The organism is Streptomyces sp. NBC_00620, from assembly GCF_026341825.1.
Classification (GTDB): Bacteria; Actinomycetota; Actinomycetes; order Streptomycetales; family Streptomycetaceae; genus Streptomyces.
Genome location: NZ_JAPENY010000002.1, coordinates 818,648 through 838,746 on the forward strand (window position 1 = coordinate 818,648; position 20,099 = coordinate 838,746).

The window sequence follows — 20,099 nt, forward strand, 5'->3', positions numbered from 1 at the left end:
TGTCGCGGGCGGCACTCGCCGACGGCCACTGCGGTGACGTGGTCAATGCCTGTCAACACGCGTAGTTCGTGGGCGTGGTCCGCGCAAGATCTACCTCCCCGCGCTGTCCAACAGTTGAACCCTGTACGGCCGAAAGGCGCCCTTGCGCCCATCAGCCGCGCGGCCGAATACTCCCCCACAGCGCTTCCCAGGAGCACGGCTTGTCCGGAATCCGGGCAGGGGTGTCTCTGGCTGCGCCTCACGGGCCCCGACCCCACGCGGGCCCCTTACTTCCCCTCGGAGGAATGACACGTGAGGATCAAGCGCACTACCCCCCGCAACGGCATAGCGAGACGGACCCGGCTGATCGCCGTCAGCGCCGGACTCGTAGCCGCGGCAGCGATCACCGTCCCCAACGCGAGCGCGGCCGACGTCCACACCTTCAGCACCACCCAACTGAGTTCCGTGAACAAGTCGGTACTCAAGTCCGACATCGCGGGTACCGCCTGGGTGGTCGACGCCAAGACGAACCGCGTCGTCGTCACCGTCGACAGCACGGTCTCGGCGGCCGAGATCGCGGAGATCAAGAAGGACGCGGGCGGCAACGCCGGCGCCCTCACGATCAAGCACACCCCGGGCAAGTTCAACAAGCTGATCAACGGCGGCGACGCCATCTACGGTGGCGGCTACCGCTGCTCGCTCGGCTTCAACGTCGTCAGCGGGAGCACCTACTACTTCCTGACCGCCGGGCACTGCGGAGAGGTCGCCTCGACCTGGTACTCCAACTCCGGTCAGACCACCACGCTGGGCACGAACTACGGCTACAGCTTCCCGACCAACGACTACGCGCTGGTCCGCTACACCAACACGTCGGTCACCAAGTCCGGCACCGCGGGCAACACCGACATCACCAGCTCCGGCAATGCCTCCGTGGGCCAGGCGGTCATCCGTGACGGCTCCACGACCGGCATCCACACCGGGACCGTGACCGGCCTCAACGCCACCGTCAACTACGGCAGCGGCGACGTGGTCTACCAGATGATCCAGACCAACGTCTGTGCCGAGGGCGGCGACTCCGGTGGCGCCCTCTACACCTCCGGTGGCGTCGCGCTCGGTCTGACCTCCGGTGGCAGCGGCAACTGCAGCTCGGGCGGCACGACCTTCTTCCAGCCCGTGGCCGAGGCCCTCAGCCGCTACGGTGTCTCCGTCTACTGACCCGACCGGCGCACCACAAGCACGCGCACGACCTGACCGTGCAGCCAGCAGCAGGCGAGCCCCCGCACTCAACTGACGTGCGGGGGCTCGCCCTTGCTCGGGTGACGGAGTTACCGTCGACGTACATGCCTGATGCGCCCACTTCGGACCCTGGGGGGCCGTAATGGTGGAGGAGCTGGTGGCGGCGGGAGTTACCGTCGCGTCGGTGGGGCTGGTCTATGTGATGGCCGGGGCCCGTGTCGTCAAACAGTACGAACGGGGCGTGGTGCTGCGGCTCGGCCGGCTGCGCACGCAGGTACGCGGTCCCGGGTTCACGATGATCGTGCCCTTCGTCGACAAGCTGCGTAAGGTCAATATGCAGATCGTGACGATGCCGGTGCCGGCGCAGGACGGCATCACCAGGGACAACGTCACGGTCCGGGTGGACGCCGTCATCTACTTCAAGGTGATCGACGCCGCCGACGCCGTCATCCAGGTCGAGGACTACCAGTTCGCGGTCTCGCAGATGGCGCAGACGTCACTGCGCTCGATCATCGGCAAGAGCGATCTCGACGATCTGCTCTCCAACCGGGAAAAGCTCAACCAGGGCCTGGAGTTGATGATCGACAGCCCGGCGGTCGGCTGGGGTGTGCAGATCGACCGCGTCGAGATCAAGGACGTGTCCCTGCCGGAGACCATGAAACGGTCGATGGCCCGGCAGGCCGAGGCCGACCGAGAGCGCCGCGCCCGGGTCATCAACGCCGACGCGGAGTTGCAGGCGTCGAAGAAGCTGGCGGAGGCCGCCGGGGTGATGTCCGAGCAGCCCGCGGCGCTCCAACTGCGGCTGCTGCAGACGGTGGTGGCGGTCGCCGCTGAGAAGAACTCCACGCTGGTGCTGCCCTTCCCGGTGGAGCTGCTGCGGTTCCTGGAGCGGGCGCAGCAGCCCCCGGCATCTCCGGCGGCAGTGCCTCAGCAACCGGTGCAGGAGCAACTCCCCTCTGCCGAGCCCCCGATGGAATCGGACTCCGAGGGGTCGAAAACAGGACAGGACTAGACCTCACAGGCTGCACAACGGGTACTCGCACCCAGTGTTTGCACTGGGAACCGACGTGGCCTGACCACGCAGGGTCAAGTCCGGGGGAGCGTGCGCCCGTTGTCTACGCGCGTCCTGAAGTCGACCTTGTGTGCCCCCTGTCAGGCTGGGAATAGTGGGTGACGAACAAATTGGCATGGACGCGGCGTTTTCTGTTGTGAGCCGGGTACATGTCCGTACGCCTTCCGGTCGGAGAGGTCCCCACAACCTCCCGGCCGCTCCCCCCACAGGAGGACGTAACTTGAAGCACCGACGCATACCCAAGCGGCGTGCCGCCGTGACAGGTGCGGGCATCGCCGCACTGGTCGCCGCGGGAGTCACCTTCCAGACTGCGAACGCGAGTGAGGTGACGAAGACCCCCGCGCCCGAGACCCTCTCGATCGCGGCGGCCGGAAAGCTTGCCTCGACCCTCGGCAAGGACCTCGGCGCCGACGCGGCGGGAACGTATTACGACGCGAAGACCAAGCTTCTCGTCGTCAACGTGCTCGACGAGACCGCCGCGAAGACCGCCCAGGCGGCGGGCGCCCAGGCCAGAATCGTCGAGAACTCCCTCGCCGAGCTGACGAGCGCCCGTACGACGCTCAAGAACGACGCGACCATCCCCGGCACCTCGTGGGCGACCGACCCGCAGACCAACAAGGTCGTCGTCACCGCGGACAGCACGGTCTCCAAGGCCGAACTGGCCAAGCTGACCGAGGTCGTCGAGGGGCTCGGCTCCAAGGCCGAACTCCAGCGTACGAAGGGGGAGTTCAAGCCCTTCGTCGCGGGCGGCGACGCGATCACCGGCTCCGGCGGGCGCTGCTCGCTCGGCTTCAACGTGGTCAAGGGCGGCGAGCCGTACTTCATCACCGCCGGGCACTGCACCGAGGCGATCTCCACCTGGTCCGCGGGCGGAACCGTGATCGGCGAGAACGAGCAGTCCAGCTTCCCCGGCAACGACTACGGCCTCGTCAAGTACACCGCCGACGTCGACCACCCGAGCGAGGTCGACCTCTACAACGGCTCGGCGCAGGCCATCACCCAGGCCGGCGACCCGACCGTCGGCCAGTCGGTGACCCGCAGCGGTTCGACGACCCAGGTGCACAGCGGCACGGTCACCGGCCTGGACGCCACTGTGAACTACGGCAACGGCGACATCGTCAACGGGCTCATCCAGACGAACGTCTGCGCCGAGCCCGGTGACAGCGGCGGCTCGCTCTTCTCGGGCTCCACCGCGATCGGCCTCACCTCGGGCGGCAGCGGCGACTGCACCTCCGGTGGCGAGACCTTCTTCCAGCCGGTCACGGAGGCGCTTTCCGCGACCGGTTCCGCGATCGGCTGACGGTCATCGACTGACGGCTTCACCGCTTCACTGAAGAGACGGAGTCCCGTCCCCGCGCACGTTGCGGGGGCGGGGCTTTCTCGTGTGCGGCGTACTACGGGCGTACTGCCGACCGGGGGAGGGCGTACCACCGCGGAAGCCGGTTTCAGGCGACGTGGGGTGTCACCGCTCCTGCCGGATGCACCGTCCCGGGGCCGAACCGGTTCCGGGCGCGGTCGGCGGCGGCCTCGATGCGGCGGGCTTTCTCGTCGATCGGATCGAAGGCCAGCTGATGAGAGGTCAGTTCGGCGGCGATCAGGTCCTCCGCCCGCAGGGAGAGGGTGCGGACGCGGGCGCGCTGAAGGGCGAGCCGGTCGTGGAGCTCGTAGGCGAGTGCTGTCAGGGAGCGTGTGTGGGCGGTGGGTTCGCTCAGTTTCCGGGTGCGGGTTGTCGTCGAACGGTCCGCGTAGCGGACGCTGAGGGTGAGGGTGCGCGCGGCCTGGGACTCGGCGCGCAGCTGCAGACCGAGGCGGTCGGTGAGCGAGAGCAGGGCGGCGCGCTGCCGTTCCCGGTCCAGTTCGTCCTGGGCGAAGCGGTGTTCGACGCTCATCGAGCGGGACGCTGCTGAGGGGATCACCGGTGTCGGGTCGAGGCCGCGCGCCGCGTCATGGAGGCGGCGGCCGGCGGTGGCGCCCAGGATGCGCTGCAGCGTGCCGAGCGGTGCGGCGGCGATCCTGCCGACGCTGTCCAGGCCGTACGAGGACAGGGTGCGGGCGGTCGCAGGTCCCACGCCTTGCAGAGCGGCGGCGGGCTTCTTCGCGAGGAAGGCGGTGACCGTGTCGATGTCGTCGGGCAGGGTGCGCACTGCCGAGGGCGGGCCGTCGGCCGCGACCATGCGGGCGAGCAGCGGGTTCGCGGCGACCCCGACCGTCGAGCGGAGCCCGTACAGCCCTCCGGTGCGTGCCCGGATGCGCTCGGCCAGTGCCGTGGCGTCCGTGCCGAAGTAGCGGAGGCTGCCGGAGACATCGGCCAGTGCGGCGTCCGGCGGCAGCGCCTGCACCAGGGGGGTGTACTCGGCCAGCAGGGCGAGAAGACGGCAGTGGATCCGCTCGTCCGACAGGTCGTGGAAGTGGATGTAGAGGATGCTCATCCCGCTCCGCCCACTTCCAGCTGCAGGGGTGGTTCGTCCGCCCCCGAACAATATATCGAACGTAATTCGAACACGCGACTTTTGGCAGGTGCGGTGTCGTCGTGACTCGTCGGCACCGGCTTGCGAGTGGGTGCCGTTGTTCGGGAGCGGCAGTGAGGCACCACCCGCCACACCAGGGCCCCTCCTTGTCGAGGTGACCGACAATGGGTTGTGCACCCGCGAAGAGGAGCCACCCCGATGACCGCGGAACATGGAAGACCTGAGCACGGTCAGGCCGTTTCCGACTTGACGGGACGTTCCGCCGAACTGGACCTCATCAGGGCCGTCATCGAGGACACCGCACGGCTGGGCGGATCGCTCACGCTCTTCGGCGAGCCCGGCGTGGGGAAGTCGGTCCTGCTCGATGCCGCCGCCGACCTGGCCGTGGCGAATGGCATGCGGACGCTGCGGGCCGCCGGTGCCGAGTTCGAGGCCAATATCGCGTTCGCGGGACTCAATCAGCTGCTCGTGCCGCTGGCCACGATGTTCCCCCAGCTCGATTCGCCGCACGAGAGCGCCCTGCGGGTGGCACTGGGCTTCGGTGAGGGTGCGACCCCTTCGCGCATCATGATCTCGACCGCAGTCCTGTCACTGCTCCTGCTCGCCGCACAGGACCGGCCGCTGGTCGTCCTGGTCGACGACACCCAGTGGCTCGACGAGGCGAGCGCCGACGTCCTGGCCTTCGTGGCCCGTCGGGTCGACGGCACCGCGGTGCGCGTGCTGTCGACGGTCCGCACAACCGAGAAGCCCCTCCCGGTACGCGGGGAGGTCAACAGCCTCACGATCCGCTCCCTCGACGACTCGGCGGCCGAGACCCTGCTGATCGACCGCTACCCGGATCTGGCCGAGCACGTGCGGCTGCGCATCGTCACCGAGGCCCAGGGGAACCCGCTCGCCCTGATCGAACTGCCGGCCACCCTGACCTCGGACCGGTACCCGACCGCCGAGGCTTTGCCCGCCGTCCTGCCGTTGACCGAGCGGCTCAGCCGGATGTTCACCGACCGTATCGCCGCGCTGGCCTCCGAGACCCAGGATCTACTGCTGCTGCTCGCACTCGACGGCTCGGGCCACGCGCTGTCCGACGAGGGCGTGGCCGGCCCCGGTGCCGCAGCCCAGCTGGACATCGCCGAACGCGAGCGCATTGTCGTGATCGACCGCCACTCGGTGGTCTTCCGGCACCCGCTGGTGCGCTCCGCAGTGGTCGGACTGGCCGGACCCGAGTCGCGGCGCAGGGCCCACCGGGCACTGGCGAAGTGCCCTACCGCGGACCCCGGCCGCCGCGCCTGGCACCTCGCCGACGCGTCCATCGGCCCCGACGAGGAGGTGGCCACCCTCCTTCAGCGCGAGTCGATCCAGGCACTCAAACGGGGAGACCCGTCAGCGGCGGTGGCAGCGATGACCCGGTCGGCCGATCTGAGCCCGGATGCCGAGCACCGAGCACAGCGCCTGGCGGGGGCCGCGCACTTCGCGGCCGAGGTGATGGGAGACCTCCAGTCGGTCTCGCAGCTGCTCACCGACGCACGCCGCCTCCACGCCAACGCCGGCTCGCTCGCGACCGCCTCGGCCGCGGCCTCCCTCATGCTGTACTCCGACGCGGACGTCGTCTCGGCGTTCCGGGTGCTCACCACCGCTCTGCGGGCCCCCGCCGCGGAACCGACCGCGGACGAGGTCAAGGCCGCGATCTGGGTCCTTTCGGTGATCGCCTCGCTCAACGGGCGCAAGGAGATGTGGGACCCCTACCTCGAAATGGTGGACAGGTACCGCGACAAGCTGCCGGGCGGCCTGCTCATCCGCTCCGAGGTCGTGTCCAATCCGGCCACTGTCTCCACGGAGGCCCTGGACATCCTGGACCGGCAGATCGCGGCGCTGGCGACGGAGCGGGACCCCGGGCAGATCATCCGCGTCGGCTATGTCGCCAACGATGTCGACCGCCTCGCCGACCTGCGGGAACCGCTGCTACGCGTCTGGCAGGACGCCGCCCGCACGGGTGCCGTCGCCTCCGTCACCAATGCGCTCATGCTGCTGTGCGCGGAGAGCTATCTTGCCGGGCGGTGGGACGACACCCAGCGTTTCGCCGAGGAGGGGCTCGAACGCGCCCAGGCCTACGGGTACGTCAATTTCATCTGGTTCCTGCACTACAGCAGGGCCCTCGCCGCAGCCGCGCTCGGGCAGCAGGAAGAGGCCGAGGAACCGTTGAAGGAGATGCTGGCCTGGTCGATCCCCCGCCATGCCTTCATCGTGCCGCAGCACGTGCACCGCGTACGGACCCTCGCTGCCATAGGACGCAGCGATTTCGAGACGGCGTACACAGAGGCGACCAGGATCAGTCCACGCGGACTGGAGCCCGGCACCGCCCATCAACTACAGCTGTTCGTGGCCTACGACCTGGTCGAGGCGGCCGTGCGGACCGGTCGCACGGTCCAGGCCCAGGGATTCGTCGACGCGATGCTGCGCATGGGCATCACGAAGATCTCCTCCCGCTGGTCGCTGCTCGTGGCGGCGGCACAGGGGCTGGTGTCCGGCGGCGAGGTGGCCAGTGCCCACTTCGAGCGAGCACTGGCGGCGGCGCCCGAGGAGCTGTGGCCCTTCGAACGCGCGCGCGTGCTGCTGGCGTACGGCGAGCACCTGCGCCGTGAGCGCGCCACGGTCGAGTCACGTGTGCAACTGGCCGCCGCCCTGGCGCTGTTCGACCGCCTGCGGGCCGCACCCTGGGCCGAGCGGGCCAGGAACGAAATGAGCGCCACCGGCCTGTCGCGCCGGCAGGCCGACGTGAGCCAGGTGCAGCTCACTCCGCAGGAGCTCCAGATCGCCACGCTCGCGGCCTCGGGTCTGACGAACAAGGCAATAGGGGAGCGGCTGCACCTGTCCGCGCGCACCGTCAGCGGGCACCTGTACCACGTGTTCCCCAAGCTCGGCGTCACCGCGCGCGCCGGCCTGCGGGACGCACTCACCTCCCTGAGTGAGCAGCACGATGACCCAGAGTCTCCGTAGCCCGGGGCCCTTCGCGACGGGTCAGGCCTCGATGTCGACGACGATCTTGGCGTGGGCCGATCCGTCCTCGACGGCCGCGTGGGCCTGGGCAACCGCGTCCAGGGTGTAGCGGCGGGGGTCCAGCAGCGGCTTGAGCAGGCCTGCGTCGGCCAGGGTGGCGGCTTTGCGCAGGATTTCGCCGTGGTGCTCGCGGCCCTTACCGGTGAGCATGGGCAGCAGGGTGAAGACCCCGGAGTAGGTGGCGCCGCGGAAGGAGAGCGGGGCCAGGCTGTGGCTGCCCCAGCCCAGGGCACTCAGGACGTGGCCGGTGTAAGGGCGTACCGCGGCGAAGGAGTTGTCCAGGACCGTGCCCCCGACGGTGTCGAAGACGATGTCGAAGCCTTCGCCGCCGGTGTGGGCGGCGACGTACTCCTCCACCTCGGTGGTGGCGTAGTCGATCGCGGTGGCGCCGAGCCGGCGGACGGTCTCGGCGTCGGCGGCCGAGGCGGTGGCGAAGACCTCGGCGCCACGGGCGCGGGCGATCTGTACCGCGACGTGGCCGATGCCGCCCGCTCCGCCGTGCACCAGGACCTTGTGCCCGGCACCGACCTGAGCCCGGTCCACCAGCCCCTCCCATGCGGTGACGACCGACAGCGGCAGCGCCGCGGCCTGGCGCATGGTCAGAGTGGCGGGTTTGTGGGCGAGCAGGCGGGCATCGGCGGCGACGTACTGAGCCAGTGATCCCTGCAGGTCGCCGACGCCGCCGCTCAGCCCGTACACCTCGTCGCCGACGGCGAAGCCGGTTACCTGCGGACCGACCTCCTCGACAGTGCCGGCCAGGTCCAGGCCCAGCACCGCGGGCAGGACAGTACGGGCGTGTGAGGCCAGACCGGCGCGGATCTTGGTGTCCAGGGGGTTCACGCCGCTGGCGGCGATCTTGACCAGGATCTGGCCGGCGCCGGTCATTGGTGTGGCGATGTCGGCCAGTTCCAGCGGGGTGGCGAATTGTCTGAGCACGGCTGCGCGCATGGTCACTGTCTTTCGGTGGGTCCGGGTGGTGGCCGCCGTCATGAGGGGCGGTGGAACTGGTGTCGGGCCGGTCGCGCGGGGGTCGCCAGGTCGAGGACCGCTGCCGTGAAGGCGGCGGGGTTCTCCTGGGGGAGGATGTGCCCGGCGTGCGGCACCCGGCGCTGCTGCCCCGACTGTGGGGTGGCGGGGTCCCGGGAGCGAGTGGGGCCGTGGCCCCGGAGGTAGGGCACGATCACTCGCATCACCGGTGTGAGGATCACGGCTGCAGCAGCCACTGGGCCTCGGCACTCGCGCGCGAGGGGCGCCAGTCGATGACCGTGTGCGTGGCCACCTTGGCGATGCCGAACGGGTCCAGGGCCAGGATTCGGTCCAGTGCCTCGCGGTCGGCGGCCCGGGCCAGGACGAGGCCGCCGGTCCTGGGGTCCTGGCGGCCGGAGGCGATGAAGTGGCCGGCCGCGTAGTTCTCCTCCAGCCAGGCGTTGTGGGCTTCCAGGTGGCGGTCGATCTCTTCGAGCGGCGCGGTGTAGTCGAGGATCACAACAAACATGGTGTGCACTTCCGATCTTCGGACGGGGCGGTCAAGGGGGTTGAGGCGGTAGGGGTCAGGCAGGCTCGACCCGGGCCCAGAAGTCGTTGAACTCGACGCTGTCGAAGAACGCGACAGCGCTGACGATCCGCTGGTCACGCATGGTCAGGAACCAGGCGTAGGTGTTGTCGTAGCGAGAGCCGTCCCGCACCGTGGCGCTCGCGTCGAACAGGGCGACCACGGTGTCCCCGTCGGCGTACAGCGCGCGGACGGTCGGCACGAGCGGGCTGCTCATCCGCGCGTTGAACGGGGCGATGACCGTGGAGAGGAACGCCTCGCGGGTGGGGTAGGTGCCGGAGGCGACGCTGTTGCCGACGATGGTCCAGTCGGCGTCCTCGGCGAGGAGGTCGAACACCCCACCGGTGCCGGCGGCCCAGGCGTCGAACGCCTCCGCGACCAGCTGCTTGTTTGATTTCTCGGACATGGGGTTTCTCGTTTCATCGGTGGGGGATTCGGCGGCTGCGCCGTCCTTTCCATGGTCGTCGCCCCTGCCGCGCCGAGCACGAGTCATCCGACCCGGTTCGGGCCGCGCGGGGCCACCACCGGCGCGTGCGGGCACAGGCCCGATGCATGCCTATGTGGGGCCATGGCACGTGGTGCGATGGGCGGCACGGCCTCGGCGCGGCGACGCCGCTGCTCAGGAAGTCCTTGCAGTCAGGTCGGATGACTGGTGCGGGCCGGATGCCCCCGGGATGACGATTCAGTTGTCCCCGCCACTCGGCGGGACAACGCATCCCGACCCAAGGAGCACCCCATGCCGTTCGTCAACGTCAAGCTGGTCGACGGAGTGTTCACCACCCAGGAGAAGCACGACATGGCCGCCGCACTGACCGAGGTCATGGTCAAGTTCGAGGGATCCGAGGCCTTCCGCGAGATCGTCTGGGTCCTCATCGAGGAACTCCACACCGACGGCTGGCACATCGGCGGCAAGCCCTTCGCCGGCCCCGCCACCCTCCTGGACACCCTCGGCCGCTCCGCCGCCACCTACCAGACCATCGACGGCCACCCCGTCACCCGCCCCGACCTCGCCAAGGCCGCCCCCTACGTGGAGAAGTGACACTTCCCGGGCCAAGGCCCGTACGTCCGTGTACCTCGGCGCCGCGACCGCCGATCCGCCGCCCCCCGCGGTGCACCACGCTCCCGCCGGCCTTCGCTGCCGACGGCGTCCCGATCAGTGACGCCGTCGGGGCGCTGGGAGCGGGCGAAGTATCACCTGCCCAGGACCACGAGATCGCCGCCTTCGCGGTCCAGGCCCTGCGCCGCCTCTGACCCGGCGCCCCTCTCGCACCACCGCTCCGTCACATCCAATCCCTCCCCTCCCGCACAGAAAGCAGCGCCATGCCCTACATCACCGTTGCCAAGGAAAACACCACCGACGTCGACCTGTACTACGAGGACCACGGCCAGGGCTCGCCCGTCGTGCTGATCCACGGCTACCCGCTGGACGGCAAGTCCTGGGAGCTGCAGATCCCGGCGCTCCTCGAGGCCGGGCACCGGGTCATCACCTACGACCGCCGCGGCTTCGGCCAGTCGAGCCAGCCCACCACCGGCTACGACTTCGACACCTTCGCCAACGACCTCGACGTACTGCTCGACGTGCTGCGGCTCAAGGACGTCTCCCTGGTCGGCTTCTCCATGGGCACTGGGGAAATCGGCCGTTACATCGGCACCCGCGGCACCGCCAACCTGCGCAAGGTCGCGTTCCTGGCACCCATCGAACCGTTCCTGCTGCAGACCCCCGACAACCCCACCGGCCTGCCTGCCGGCGTGTTCGACGGAATCATCGCGGCCGCGCAGCAGGACCGGTACGCCTGGTTCACCAGCTTCTTCAACGACTTCTACAACCTCGACGTGAACCTGGGCACCCGCATCAGCGAGGAGGCGGTCCGGGGCAGCTGGATCACCGCCACGAAGATGTCGCCGTTCGCGTCGTCCGCCGTCGTGCCCAGCTGGCACACCGACATGCGCGCCGACATCGCCAAGATCGACGTACCGACGCTCATCCTCCAGGGAACCGCCGACCGGATCCTGCCGATCGACGCCACCGGGCGACAGTTCACCAAGGCAGTGCCCGCCGCGCAGTACGTCGAGATCGACGACGCCCCCCACGGGCTGCTGTGGACCCACGCGAACCAGGTCAACACCGCGCTCGTCGACTTCCTCGCTTCCTAGTCATCACGCGGGCGGACGGGAGCCCGGCCACTGCCACCTCCTGCCCGCCCGCGAGACACATGTCAGCCTGCAGAACCCGGGCTCTGGTGCCACAGCTTGCGGCTCTGCTTGACGGACTCGCCGGGCGGCTGCAGATCTGCCCACGGATGCAGCGCGTAACCGGTCTCCAGCTGGAGGCTGCGGTTGCTCGTACCTCTGCTCGGCGGCGGGCCGGTCCTGGTGAGCTGTTCCGTCACCGCCGACAGGCCGCCCTCGCGGCGCAGTTCGGCCAGTTCGGTGAGGTCCCAGGCGGCGGAGCCGGTCACCGACAGCGCCTTGCCGCTGCCTCCGCCGCGGCGCTGCACCACGCCGCGCACGAGCAGTAGCCAGGAGTGGAAGACGGTGTGCGCGCAGGCGTCATGGCTGTCCTCGAAGAACGCGCAGTCCACCAGGCCTGTCGTGTCGTCCAGCGTCGTGAAGATGACCCGCTTGCCGGAACGGACCGGCGGGGTCTGAACGGCCCCTTTCGCGCCGGCGACGAGCACCACCTGTCCGTGCGGCAGGTCTTTCAGCTGCTTCGCGGAGACGGCGCCGAGTTCGTCGAGCAACTCCCGGTAATCGCCCATGAGATGGCGGGAGGTGTCCATGCCGAGCACCCCGAGCTCGGCACCGAGCCGCTCGGCGTCGTCCAGGTCGGGCAGATGGGCAGGGGCGACCGTGCTCTGGGACCCGTCGGCCGCACCCAGAGTCAACTGTCCCTGTGAAGAACGCAGTTGGCCGCGGTGCAGCTCGGCAAGGTGCAGAAGGAGGTCGCGGCGGTTGCGGCCGAAGGCGTCCAACGCGCCTACCTGGGCGAGGCGTTCGGCGACAGGTCGGGACGGCCGGGCCCGGGAGACGAAGTCCTGGAGTGAGCTGTACGGGCGCCCCGCGACGATCCGCTCCGCCTCTCTCTCGCTCATCCCGCGCACGTCGCACAGGGCGAGCCGGATCCCGTGGACGGGCCGATCACCCCATTCGTCAGACACCAGTTCGATTCGATAGGCGGCATCCGACGCATTCACATCCAGCGGCAGGATCGGCACGCTCCGCCGCCGGGCATCCGCGAGCAGTAGCCGTTTCGGATACATCCCCGGGTCGTGTGTGAGAAGCCCGGTGTAGAAGGCGGCCGGATGATGGGCCTTCAGCCACGCCGACTGGTACGAGGGCACGGCGAAGGCGACCGCGTGCGCCTTGCAGAAGCCGTACGCCCCGAACGCCTCGACGATCTCCCAGGTCCGCTTGACGACCTCCTCCTCGTATCCGCGCTTGCGCGCCTCCTGCGCGAACCACGCCTGTACCCGTCCGACCTGGTCGGCGTTCGACAGTGCCCGCCGCGTGTAGTCGCCGAAGGCCAGGGTGCAGCCGGTCATGACCGACAGGATCTTGATGATCTGTTCGTGGAAGACCACCACGCCGTGCGTCTCGCGCAGTGCGGGCTCCAGGTCCGGGTGCGGACAGCGGGGCGCCTGCCGCCCGTGCCGGGCCTTGATGAACGGATCGACCATGTTGGCCGCGACCGGCCCCGGCCGGAACAGCGAGATGTCGACGACGAGATCGTGGAAGGTCTCGGGCTGCAACCGGGCGATGAGGTCGCGCTGGCCGGGTGACTCGGTCTGGAAGCAGCCCAGGGTCTGGGAGGACTTGATCAGCTGGAACGTCTTCGCGTCGTCCGGCGGTACCTGGGCGGCGTCGTCCAGGTCGATGCGGTGCCCGGTGGTCCGCTCGATCTCGGCGACGGCGTGCGCCATGGCGGACTGCATGCGTACGCCGAGCACGTCGAGCTTGAGCAGTCCGAGGTCCTCCACGTCCTCCTTGTCGAACTGGGACATCGGGAAGCCCTCGCCGCTGGTCGGCATGACCGGCGTACGGGCGAGGAGTGTGGCGTCGGAGAGCAGCACGCCGCACGGGTGCATGGCGATGCCGCGTGGGAGTGCGTCCAGAGCCTCGACCAGGTCCCACATGTGCGGGCCGTACGCCTCCGGGTCGATGCCGCGCAGTTCCGGCAGTTCCTGCAGGGCGGCTCGGGCGTCGCGGGCCCGGATATGCGGAAACGATTTTGCAAGCCGGTCCACCTCGGCCGGATCCAGGCCGAGGGCAAGGCCGACGTCGCGCACGGCGTGCCGCACCCGGTAGGTCTCCGGCATGGACACGGTGGCCACCCGCTCCGGGCCGAAGCGGTCGATGATCGCCCGGTAGACCTCCAGGCGGCGGGCGGACTCCACATCGATGTCGATGTCGGGCAGTTCCGCGCGCTTGTCGGACAGGAAGCGCTCCATGAGCAGACCGTGTTCGACAGGGTCGGCGGTGGCGATCCCGAGGAGGTGGTTGACCAGGGAACCCGCGCCGGAGCCGCGGGCGGCGACCCGGATACCGAGTTCGCGGGTGTCGGCGACGACCTGGGCGACGGTGAGGAAGTACGAGGCGTATCCCAGCCGTTCGATCAGGCGCAGCTCGTCCTCGAGGCGCTCCCAGCGGTGGCGGTCGCGGTCGTAGTGGTGCAGCAGCATCGCGGCGGCGCACTTCGAACGCAGCACCCGCTCGGGAGTGCGCCGATGGGCACCGACGAGCCCCGGTTCGGGGAAGTGGACGCGGCCGAGTCCCAGATCGTCCTCGGGGTCGACACGGCAGGCCGCGGCGGTCTCCTCGGTGACCTCGAGCAGTCGACGGGCGGTGCTCGCGCGGTATCCGGCGGCCTCGGCCACCTGCTCGGCGATACGAGCCATGTCCGCGGTGGGCTTGAGCCACCGCTCGCCGGAGTCGCGCTCGCCGCGCGGATCGATCGGCACCAGGCGGCGCGCGGAGTCCAGGACGTCCGCGACCGGGCCCTGGCCGGGGTCGGCATAACGCACGGCATTGCTCAGGACGGGCGTGATCCGCTGGTCGACGGCGAAGCCGAGAGCGCGGGCCGCGAGCCGCAGTGAACCGGTGCCGGTGCCGCTGCGGCCATGGCAGACGACCTCGATGCGCAGTGCCGCGTCCTCGTACCGCTCCCGCCAGGGCGCGAGCAGCTGGGCGGCGCGGTCCGGGCGTCCCGCCGCCAGGGCACGGCCGACGTCCGAGGTGGGGCCGAGCAGCACGGTGAGGTGCTCCCCGCCGAGGGCGTTCCAGGGCAGCAAGGGGCGCTTGCCGCCCGCCGTGTCCACGTGCGCGGCACTCACCAGCCGGCACAGTTCGGCCCAGCCGCGGGCCCCGTCCCGGGCCAGGAAGACCACGCGCTGCGCCGACTCGTCGACGAAGGCACCGCCGCGGGCCGGTGTGCGTCGCCGCTCCGTGCGTCCGGCCGCTTCGGGAGGCGCCTCCACTGCGAGATCCACTCCGAACAGAGGCCGGACACCGGCCTGGCCTGCGGCCTTGGCGAAGCGGACGGCGCCGCCGAGGGTGTCCCGGTCGGTCAGGGCGACCGCGTCCATTCCCCGCTCGGCGGTCCGCTCCGCAAGCTGCTCGGGGTGCGAGGCGCCGTACCGCAGGGAGAACCCGGAGACGGCATGCAGATGCGTAAAACCGCGCATCCGTACCACCTCGCCACTGACTGCCCCCTGTCTCCGTATCGCCACTCCGGTCCCTCCGGGGTGGTGACACCACAATAGACCAGCATCGAACATGCATGCGATTCGAAGCGGCGCTCGCGCAGCAGGCAGCACCGACCGCCGGGCAGTGGGTACTAGCGTTCTCCCATGAGCTGGCGGAGACCGACGTATCGGACAGTGGACGGGGAGCGAATCGACGGGGCCTGGTGCCACGTCTGGCGGCGGAGCGAGTGGAGTGAGGAGTACTTCGTCGAGGATCTGGTCGTCTTCGCGGACGGAGCGGTCCGCTGCGGGGAAAGGACCGACCTGGCCGGTCTGGAGAAGCTGCTGGCCTCGGGCCGGATCTCGGCGCCCCGGCCCGACGCCCCGGCCCGTCCCGCCGAACCGCCCAAGTCCAAGTGGGCCTCCCGCGACAGCGAACTGCTGACCCCGGACGGCTTCCTCCTCGAAGTCGCCGACCTGATCGAGGAGTTGAGCGGACGGCCGACCGTTGTGCAGCGGTGCCACGACGCCATCCAGCGCTACCAGCAGGAGCCGACCGAGCCCCACCGGCTCGCGCTGCGCGACGCCTATCTCGCGGTCCCGCCCCACCTCCGTATCTACGTCCTGGGCGACATGGACCGCCAGGACCGTCCCCTGCGCATCCTGACCACCGCCATCGGCGAGGCCGTCGACGGGGACGGGCCCGTGGTGACGCCGGAACTGCGGCAGGAGGCCCTCGACTACTTCCGTCGCGGAGACGAGGGCGTCCGGCGCGAGGAGGAGCAACGAGCCGTCCGGTACGCCGACGACCCGGCCGGGGCGGGCCGGCCGGCCGTCGTCTCCCACCAGGTCATCTACCCGCGCGGCTGGCCGGAGGAGCCGGACCTGTTCGTGCTGCGCAACGACTACCCCGTGGAGATCGCCTTCGCGGGGCAGACGTACGCCTCCGTACTGCACGGGTACTGGTCGCTGTCGGCGGCCGACGCCACCGACAGCAGGCGCATCCGGGAGGCGCCCTCGGGCCGGGAGGCGCACGACCTGGGCGGCCGGGCCACGCGGCGGGCCGACTGGGCCGAGGTGCGGCTCGCCGTCATGGCCGGGCTGCTGCGCGCGAAGTTCACCCAGCACCCCGGACTCGCGGAAGTGCTCCTCTCCACGGGGGACGCGAGGCTCAGTTACACGGGCTACTCGGAATCCCCCTACTGGAGAGACGTCCCCGACAACCGCGGACGGAACTGGATGGGCCGGCTGCTGGAGCTGACGCGCTCCGAGCTTGCCTGGCAGGTCAGTTGGCCCACGGCGGAGTGAGGACCGTGCCGTCGGCCAGCTCCGCCTGGAGGTCGATGGACGTGGTGACCCAGGAGGTCGCGGTCTCCTGGGTGGGGTTCTCGACGCCGAACGTCGCGCCGGGGTTGATGATCACCGTGTCGCCCGCGGTGATCCGCTCGGCGCGGCCGTCGAGGGTGATCAGCAGTTCGCCGGAGAGGAGATGGAAGATCTCCTCGCGGTTGACGGTGTGCACGGGGGCCTTGGTCCCGGCGGGGATCTCGCCCCGCCAGGCGCACAGCTCCTTGCTGCCGGTGCGGGGAGTGGCGTACGAGACGAAGCGGGCGCCGTGTATCTCGTGGACGAGGCCTTCGGAGGAGCGGACTACGGGCATGGCGGATCTCCCTCTGCAATGGCTATTTGGTCAAGCTGCTTGACTACTTGGTACATAGTCAAGCAGCTTGACCAAGTCGTCAAGAGTGTTTCAATGCTTCCGTGCAGAACTCCGAGGCCATCGCCCTGTCCGCCGTGCTGCTCGCCGCCGCGGGCGAGCTGACGCAGCGTATCCACGAGGGTGTCGTCGCCCGGGGGTTCGAGGGGGTGCGGCCCGCGCACGGCTTCGCGTTCGCGCGGCTCGCGCCGGACGGGGCGACGGTCACCGACCTCGCGGCGCATCTCGGGGTCACCAAGCAGGCCGCGAGTCAGCTCGTCGACGAGGTGGTGCGCAAGGGGTACGTCGAGCGGCGGCCGCATCCCAGTGACGCGCGCGCCCGGCTGCTCGTGCTGACCGAGCTCGGCTGGGCCTGCACACGTGCGGCGGAGGAAGCGGCGGCGGAGGCCGTCCGGCCCTGGGTCGAACTGCTCGGCGAGGGTGAAGTTCGGGCGTTGCGCGACCGTTTGGCGCGTATTGCGCCCTATGGTCCCATCAAGCCCGCCTGGTGACGGTACGTCAGTGGCTTTATCACAGCCATCGACTACCGCTGGAAGTTTTTACTGACGCGTAACTTCACACTTGGACTACTCACTCGTAACTTGACGAGTGAACAGCATCCTCGTGATCCGGATCACAGGGCGTACGCCGTCGCAACTCCCTTGAGCCGCAAGGAGATCACACGATGCTGCCCTGGAAGCGAATGCTCAGACCGCTGGCCGCGCTCCTCCTGACCGCCACGGTCGTCATCGTCCCCACCGCCTCCGCCACCGCCACCGCAGCCACCGAGGCCGCCGCGCCCACCAGCGGTTGGAACAACTACTCCTGCAAACCGTCCACCGCACACCCCCGCCCCGTCGTCCTCGTCCACGGCACCTTCGCGAACTCCGTCGACAACTGGCTGGGCCTCGCGCCCTACCTGGTGAACCGGGGCTACTGCGTCTACTCCCTCGACTACGGGCAACTGCCCGGAGTCCCGCTCTTCAACGGCCTCGGCCCGATCGACAAGTCGGCCGAGCAGCTCCAGGTCTTCGTCGACAAGGTGCTCGCCGCGACCGGCTCCACAAAGGCCGACCTCGTGGGCCATTCGCAGGGCGGCATGATGCCCCGCTACTACCTCAAGTTCCTCGGCGGAGCCGCCAAGGTGAACGCCCTCGTCGGCATCGCGCCCGACAACCACGGCACCACCCTCAACGGCCTCACCAACCTGCTGGCGTACTTCCCCGGCGCCGAGGACCTGCTCTCCACGGCGACTCCGGCACTCGCCGACCAGATCGCCGGATCCGCGTTCCTGACCAAGCTCAACGCGGGCGGGGACACCGTCGCGGGCGTCCACTACACGGTCATCGCCACCAAGTACGACGAGGTGGTCACGCCGTACCGCTCACAGTTCCTCACCGGATCCGACGTCCACAACGTCCTGTTGCAGGACCTGTGCGCCGTCGACCTCTCCGAGCACGCGGCGATCGGCCTCCTCGACCGCATCGCCTTCCACGAGGTGGTCAACGCGCTCGATCCCTCGCACGCCACCGCCACCACCTGCGCGTCCGTGCTCGGCTGAGCACGCCGCCGGGGTCTGTCCTGCCTGAGCCGCCGGACAGACCCCGGATTGCCGTGCCGGGCGGGCCTAACGGCCGTGGCGTCCGCCGCTCACCGCGCGGCGGCGGACCGAAGCGAAGAGCGTGGCCGCGCCGAGTGCCAGGGCGGCGGCGCCGCCGACCGCGAGGTACGGGGTGGTGCCGTCTCCGCCGGTCTCGGCGAGGTTCTCCGAGGCGCCGGCCGCCTGGGCCTCGACCTGGCCGGCCGGGGTGGCGGTCTCCGCGACCGGGGAGGCCGTGGTGGGTCCCGCGGACGTACTGGCGTCGTTGTCGCCGTGGCCGTTGTGCTCGACGGTCGACTTGTCGGTACCGGCCTCGATCTGCTCCTCGGAGGGTGCCGAGGCGGTCGGGGCGGGGGCCGGGGAAGCAGTGGTCGTCGTGCCGCTGCCGCTGTCACCACTGTCATCGCCGGTGCCGCTGTCGCTCCCGCCGTACGTGATGTCCGAGCAGGAGTAGAAGGCTTCCGGGCTGTCCGAGCGCTGCCAGATCGCGTAGAGCAGTTGCTTGCCGGAGCGCTGCGGGAGGGTGCCGGAGAACGTGTAGAAGCCGCCGGAGGCGGTCGGGTCGGTGGCCGAGGCGACCGGATTCTGGAGGTCCAGATCGTCCCAGGCCAAGGGCTGCGACGGGTCGTAGCCGGCCTTGGTGACATAGACCTTGAAGGTGCCCTTGTGCGGCGCGGTCACCCGGTACTTGAAGGTGTACGAGCCACTGCTCACGCTCGTGGCCGGCCAGTCCTCGCGGGCCAGGTCCAGGCCCTTGAACTCGTCGCTGTTCGCGCTGCACAGCTTGCCGTCCGGGATCAGCGCCTGGTGCTGCCCGTTGGCGTCGCCGATGCGAATGCCGTTCCAGTCGTAGAGCGCCTGCGTGCCGCCTGCCGCGACGACCGCCTTGCAGGCGGCCGACTTGGGGCTCTCCGGACCCTCCGCGTAGCACTGGGAGACCCGGCTGACCGGGTCTCCCATCGTGCCGTGCGCGGCGGCCGGCGCGGCGGCGAGCGCGGTCAGGGCGAGCGGGGCGACACCGGCGACGGCGATCGCGGCGGCCTTACGGCGAGTGGGCAGGGCGGCGGTCATGGGGGAACTCCTCGAAACGTCCCGGATGCATGGGCTGAACCTGTGGGCCGAACCCGTGGGGGCGATCAGCAAGCTAGCCCGAAGAAACCGCGAAATCGCCTGCTGGAGGCGGGAGATGGAGATCCTTATGGCGGCGTTAAGGGAGCGCTGAGACTGCGATCAGGTAGGTAGCGTTCGCGCTATGACAGATGCACCGAGAGAGACAGCCGCCTTGAGTGACCTCGATGTCCGTCGGGCCGTCGCTTCCGACGTACCCGCGGTGAAGGCCGTGACCGACGCGGCCTACCACCACTACATCGAACGCATCGGAGTGGTGCCGCAGCCCATGGAGGCGGACCACGCGGCGAACGTGGCGGCGGGGCGGGTGTTCGTCACGGGGGAACCCGTGACGGGCCTCGTGGTGATCGAGGCGTACGAGGACCATCTGTACCTCGACAGCATCGCCGTCCGTCCCGACGCCCATGGAAAGGGCGTGGGACGACGGCTGCTGGCGTTCGTGGACGCACGCGCGCGCGCCCTCGGACTGCCCGAGGTCAGGCTCTACACGAACGCGATGATGTGGGAGAACCAGAAGATCTACCCGAAGTACGGGTACGAGGTCACGGAGCGGCGCGTGGACGGCCCCTACGACCGCATCCACTACCGCAAGCGGCTCGCCTGACTGTTCCCGGGGTTCTCATGGCCGGGCGGGCA

18 protein-coding genes are annotated in these 20,099 nt (G+C 69.8%); 10 read left to right on the forward strand and 8 right to left on the reverse strand.

From position 1 onward, the window contains the following. The first annotated feature begins 291 nt into the window (after positions 1 to 291). The 3 genes from OG246_RS22865 to OG246_RS22875 all read left to right on the forward strand — a co-directional run bounded on the left by OG246_RS22865 (position 292) and on the right by OG246_RS22875 (position 3,587). Complete coding sequence (locus tag OG246_RS22865; RefSeq protein WP_266466607.1) at positions 292 to 1,194, forward strand: S1 family peptidase; 903 nt, start codon at positions 292 to 294, stop codon at positions 1,192 to 1,194. A 163-nt stretch (positions 1,195 to 1,357) separates the two neighbouring features. Further along, complete coding sequence (locus OG246_RS22870; protein ID WP_266466610.1) at positions 1,358 to 2,227, forward strand: slipin family protein; 870 nt, start codon at positions 1,358 to 1,360, stop codon at positions 2,225 to 2,227. A 280-nt stretch (positions 2,228 to 2,507) separates the two neighbouring features. Next, positions 2,508 to 3,587 (forward strand): S1 family peptidase, encoded by a 1,080-nt coding sequence (locus OG246_RS22875; protein ID WP_266466613.1) that lies wholly within the window; start codon positions 2,508 to 2,510, stop codon positions 3,585 to 3,587. A gap of 145 nt (positions 3,588 to 3,732) precedes the next feature. Here the strand turns inward: OG246_RS22875 and OG246_RS22880 are convergent, their stop codons facing one another. Then, complete coding sequence (locus OG246_RS22880; protein ID WP_266466616.1) at positions 3,733 to 4,716, reverse strand: hypothetical protein; 984 nt, start codon at positions 4,714 to 4,716, stop codon at positions 3,733 to 3,735. A gap of 285 nt (positions 4,717 to 5,001) precedes the next feature. Here OG246_RS22880 and OG246_RS22885 point away from each other — a divergent pair, with 285 nt between their 5' ends. Further along, positions 5,002 to 7,746: an AAA family ATPase gene (locus OG246_RS22885; protein ID WP_266466618.1), complete on the forward strand. Its 2,745-nt coding sequence runs from the start codon at positions 5,002 to 5,004 to the stop codon at positions 7,744 to 7,746. A gap of 21 nt (positions 7,747 to 7,767) precedes the next feature. On the opposite strand, the gene OG246_RS22890 is transcribed toward OG246_RS22885, so the two are convergent. The 4 genes from OG246_RS22890 to OG246_RS22905 are packed head-to-tail and all read right to left on the reverse strand — an operon-like array spanning position 7,768 to position 9,764. Continuing rightward, a complete protein-coding gene (locus OG246_RS22890; RefSeq protein ID WP_266466620.1) occupies positions 7,768 to 8,754 on the reverse strand; it encodes a zinc-dependent alcohol dehydrogenase family protein in 987 nt (328 codons plus the stop codon). Positions 8,755 to 8,792: 38 nt separating this feature from the next. After that, the gene (locus tag OG246_RS22895; protein ID WP_266466623.1) at positions 8,793 to 8,999 is read right to left on the reverse strand and encodes a hypothetical protein; all 207 of its coding nucleotides are present in this window, start codon (positions 8,997 to 8,999) and stop codon (positions 8,793 to 8,795) included. Positions 9,000 to 9,010: 11 nt separating this feature from the next. Then, the gene (locus tag OG246_RS22900; protein ID WP_266466627.1) at positions 9,011 to 9,301 is read right to left on the reverse strand and encodes a YciI family protein; all 291 of its coding nucleotides are present in this window, start codon (positions 9,299 to 9,301) and stop codon (positions 9,011 to 9,013) included. Positions 9,302 to 9,356: 55 nt separating this feature from the next. Continuing rightward, positions 9,357 to 9,764: a nuclear transport factor 2 family protein gene (locus OG246_RS22905; RefSeq protein ID WP_266466629.1), complete on the reverse strand. Its 408-nt coding sequence runs from the start codon at positions 9,762 to 9,764 to the stop codon at positions 9,357 to 9,359. A 330-nt stretch (positions 9,765 to 10,094) separates the two neighbouring features. Here OG246_RS22905 and OG246_RS22910 point away from each other — a divergent pair, with 330 nt between their 5' ends. Together OG246_RS22910 and OG246_RS22915 are read left to right on the forward strand one after the other, a co-directional pair. After that, the gene (locus OG246_RS22910; protein ID WP_266466633.1) at positions 10,095 to 10,397 is read left to right on the forward strand and encodes a tautomerase family protein; all 303 of its coding nucleotides are present in this window, start codon (positions 10,095 to 10,097) and stop codon (positions 10,395 to 10,397) included. 281 nt (positions 10,398 to 10,678) lie between these two features. Beyond that, complete coding sequence (locus tag OG246_RS22915; RefSeq protein WP_266466636.1) at positions 10,679 to 11,512, forward strand: alpha/beta fold hydrolase; 834 nt, start codon at positions 10,679 to 10,681, stop codon at positions 11,510 to 11,512. A gap of 62 nt (positions 11,513 to 11,574) precedes the next feature. Here the strand turns inward: OG246_RS22915 and OG246_RS22920 are convergent, their stop codons facing one another. Beyond that, on the reverse strand, positions 11,575 to 15,039 hold the full coding sequence (locus tag OG246_RS22920) for a DNA polymerase III subunit alpha (protein ID WP_266466639.1): 3,465 nt from the start codon (positions 15,037 to 15,039) through the stop codon (positions 11,575 to 11,577). A gap of 165 nt (positions 15,040 to 15,204) precedes the next feature. Between OG246_RS22920 and OG246_RS22925 the strand changes: the two genes are divergently transcribed. After that, complete coding sequence (locus tag OG246_RS22925; RefSeq protein ID WP_266466642.1) at positions 15,205 to 16,347, forward strand: NADAR family protein; 1,143 nt, start codon at positions 15,205 to 15,207, stop codon at positions 16,345 to 16,347. Here the strand turns inward: OG246_RS22925 and OG246_RS22930 are convergent. Next, positions 16,325 to 16,699 carry a cupin domain-containing protein gene (locus OG246_RS22930; RefSeq protein WP_266466644.1) on the reverse strand — a complete coding sequence of 125 codons (375 nt, stop codon included), beginning with the start codon at positions 16,697 to 16,699 and terminating at the stop codon, positions 16,325 to 16,327. The genes OG246_RS22925 and OG246_RS22930 overlap by 23 nt on opposite strands. A 101-nt stretch (positions 16,700 to 16,800) precedes the next feature. Here OG246_RS22930 and OG246_RS22935 point away from each other — a divergent pair, with 101 nt between their 5' ends. Together OG246_RS22935 and OG246_RS22940 are read left to right on the forward strand one after the other, a co-directional pair. Beyond that, the gene (locus tag OG246_RS22935; RefSeq protein WP_266466647.1) at positions 16,801 to 17,247 is read left to right on the forward strand and encodes a MarR family winged helix-turn-helix transcriptional regulator; all 447 of its coding nucleotides are present in this window, start codon (positions 16,801 to 16,803) and stop codon (positions 17,245 to 17,247) included. 173 nt (positions 17,248 to 17,420) lie between these two features. Then, entirely contained in the window at positions 17,421 to 18,296 is an 876-nt protein-coding gene (locus OG246_RS22940; RefSeq protein WP_266466650.1) for a triacylglycerol lipase, read from the forward strand. Between the two features lie 66 nt (positions 18,297 to 18,362). Here the strand turns inward: OG246_RS22940 and OG246_RS22945 are convergent, their stop codons facing one another. Further along, complete coding sequence (locus OG246_RS22945) at positions 18,363 to 19,394, reverse strand: lytic polysaccharide monooxygenase (RefSeq protein ID WP_323178344.1); 1,032 nt, start codon at positions 19,392 to 19,394, stop codon at positions 18,363 to 18,365. A 223-nt stretch (positions 19,395 to 19,617) separates the two neighbouring features. Here OG246_RS22945 and OG246_RS22950 point away from each other — a divergent pair, with 223 nt between their 5' ends. Continuing rightward, complete coding sequence (locus tag OG246_RS22950) at positions 19,618 to 20,067, forward strand: GNAT family N-acetyltransferase (RefSeq protein ID WP_266470818.1); 450 nt, start codon at positions 19,618 to 19,620, stop codon at positions 20,065 to 20,067. Positions 20,068 to 20,099 lie beyond the last annotated feature (32 nt).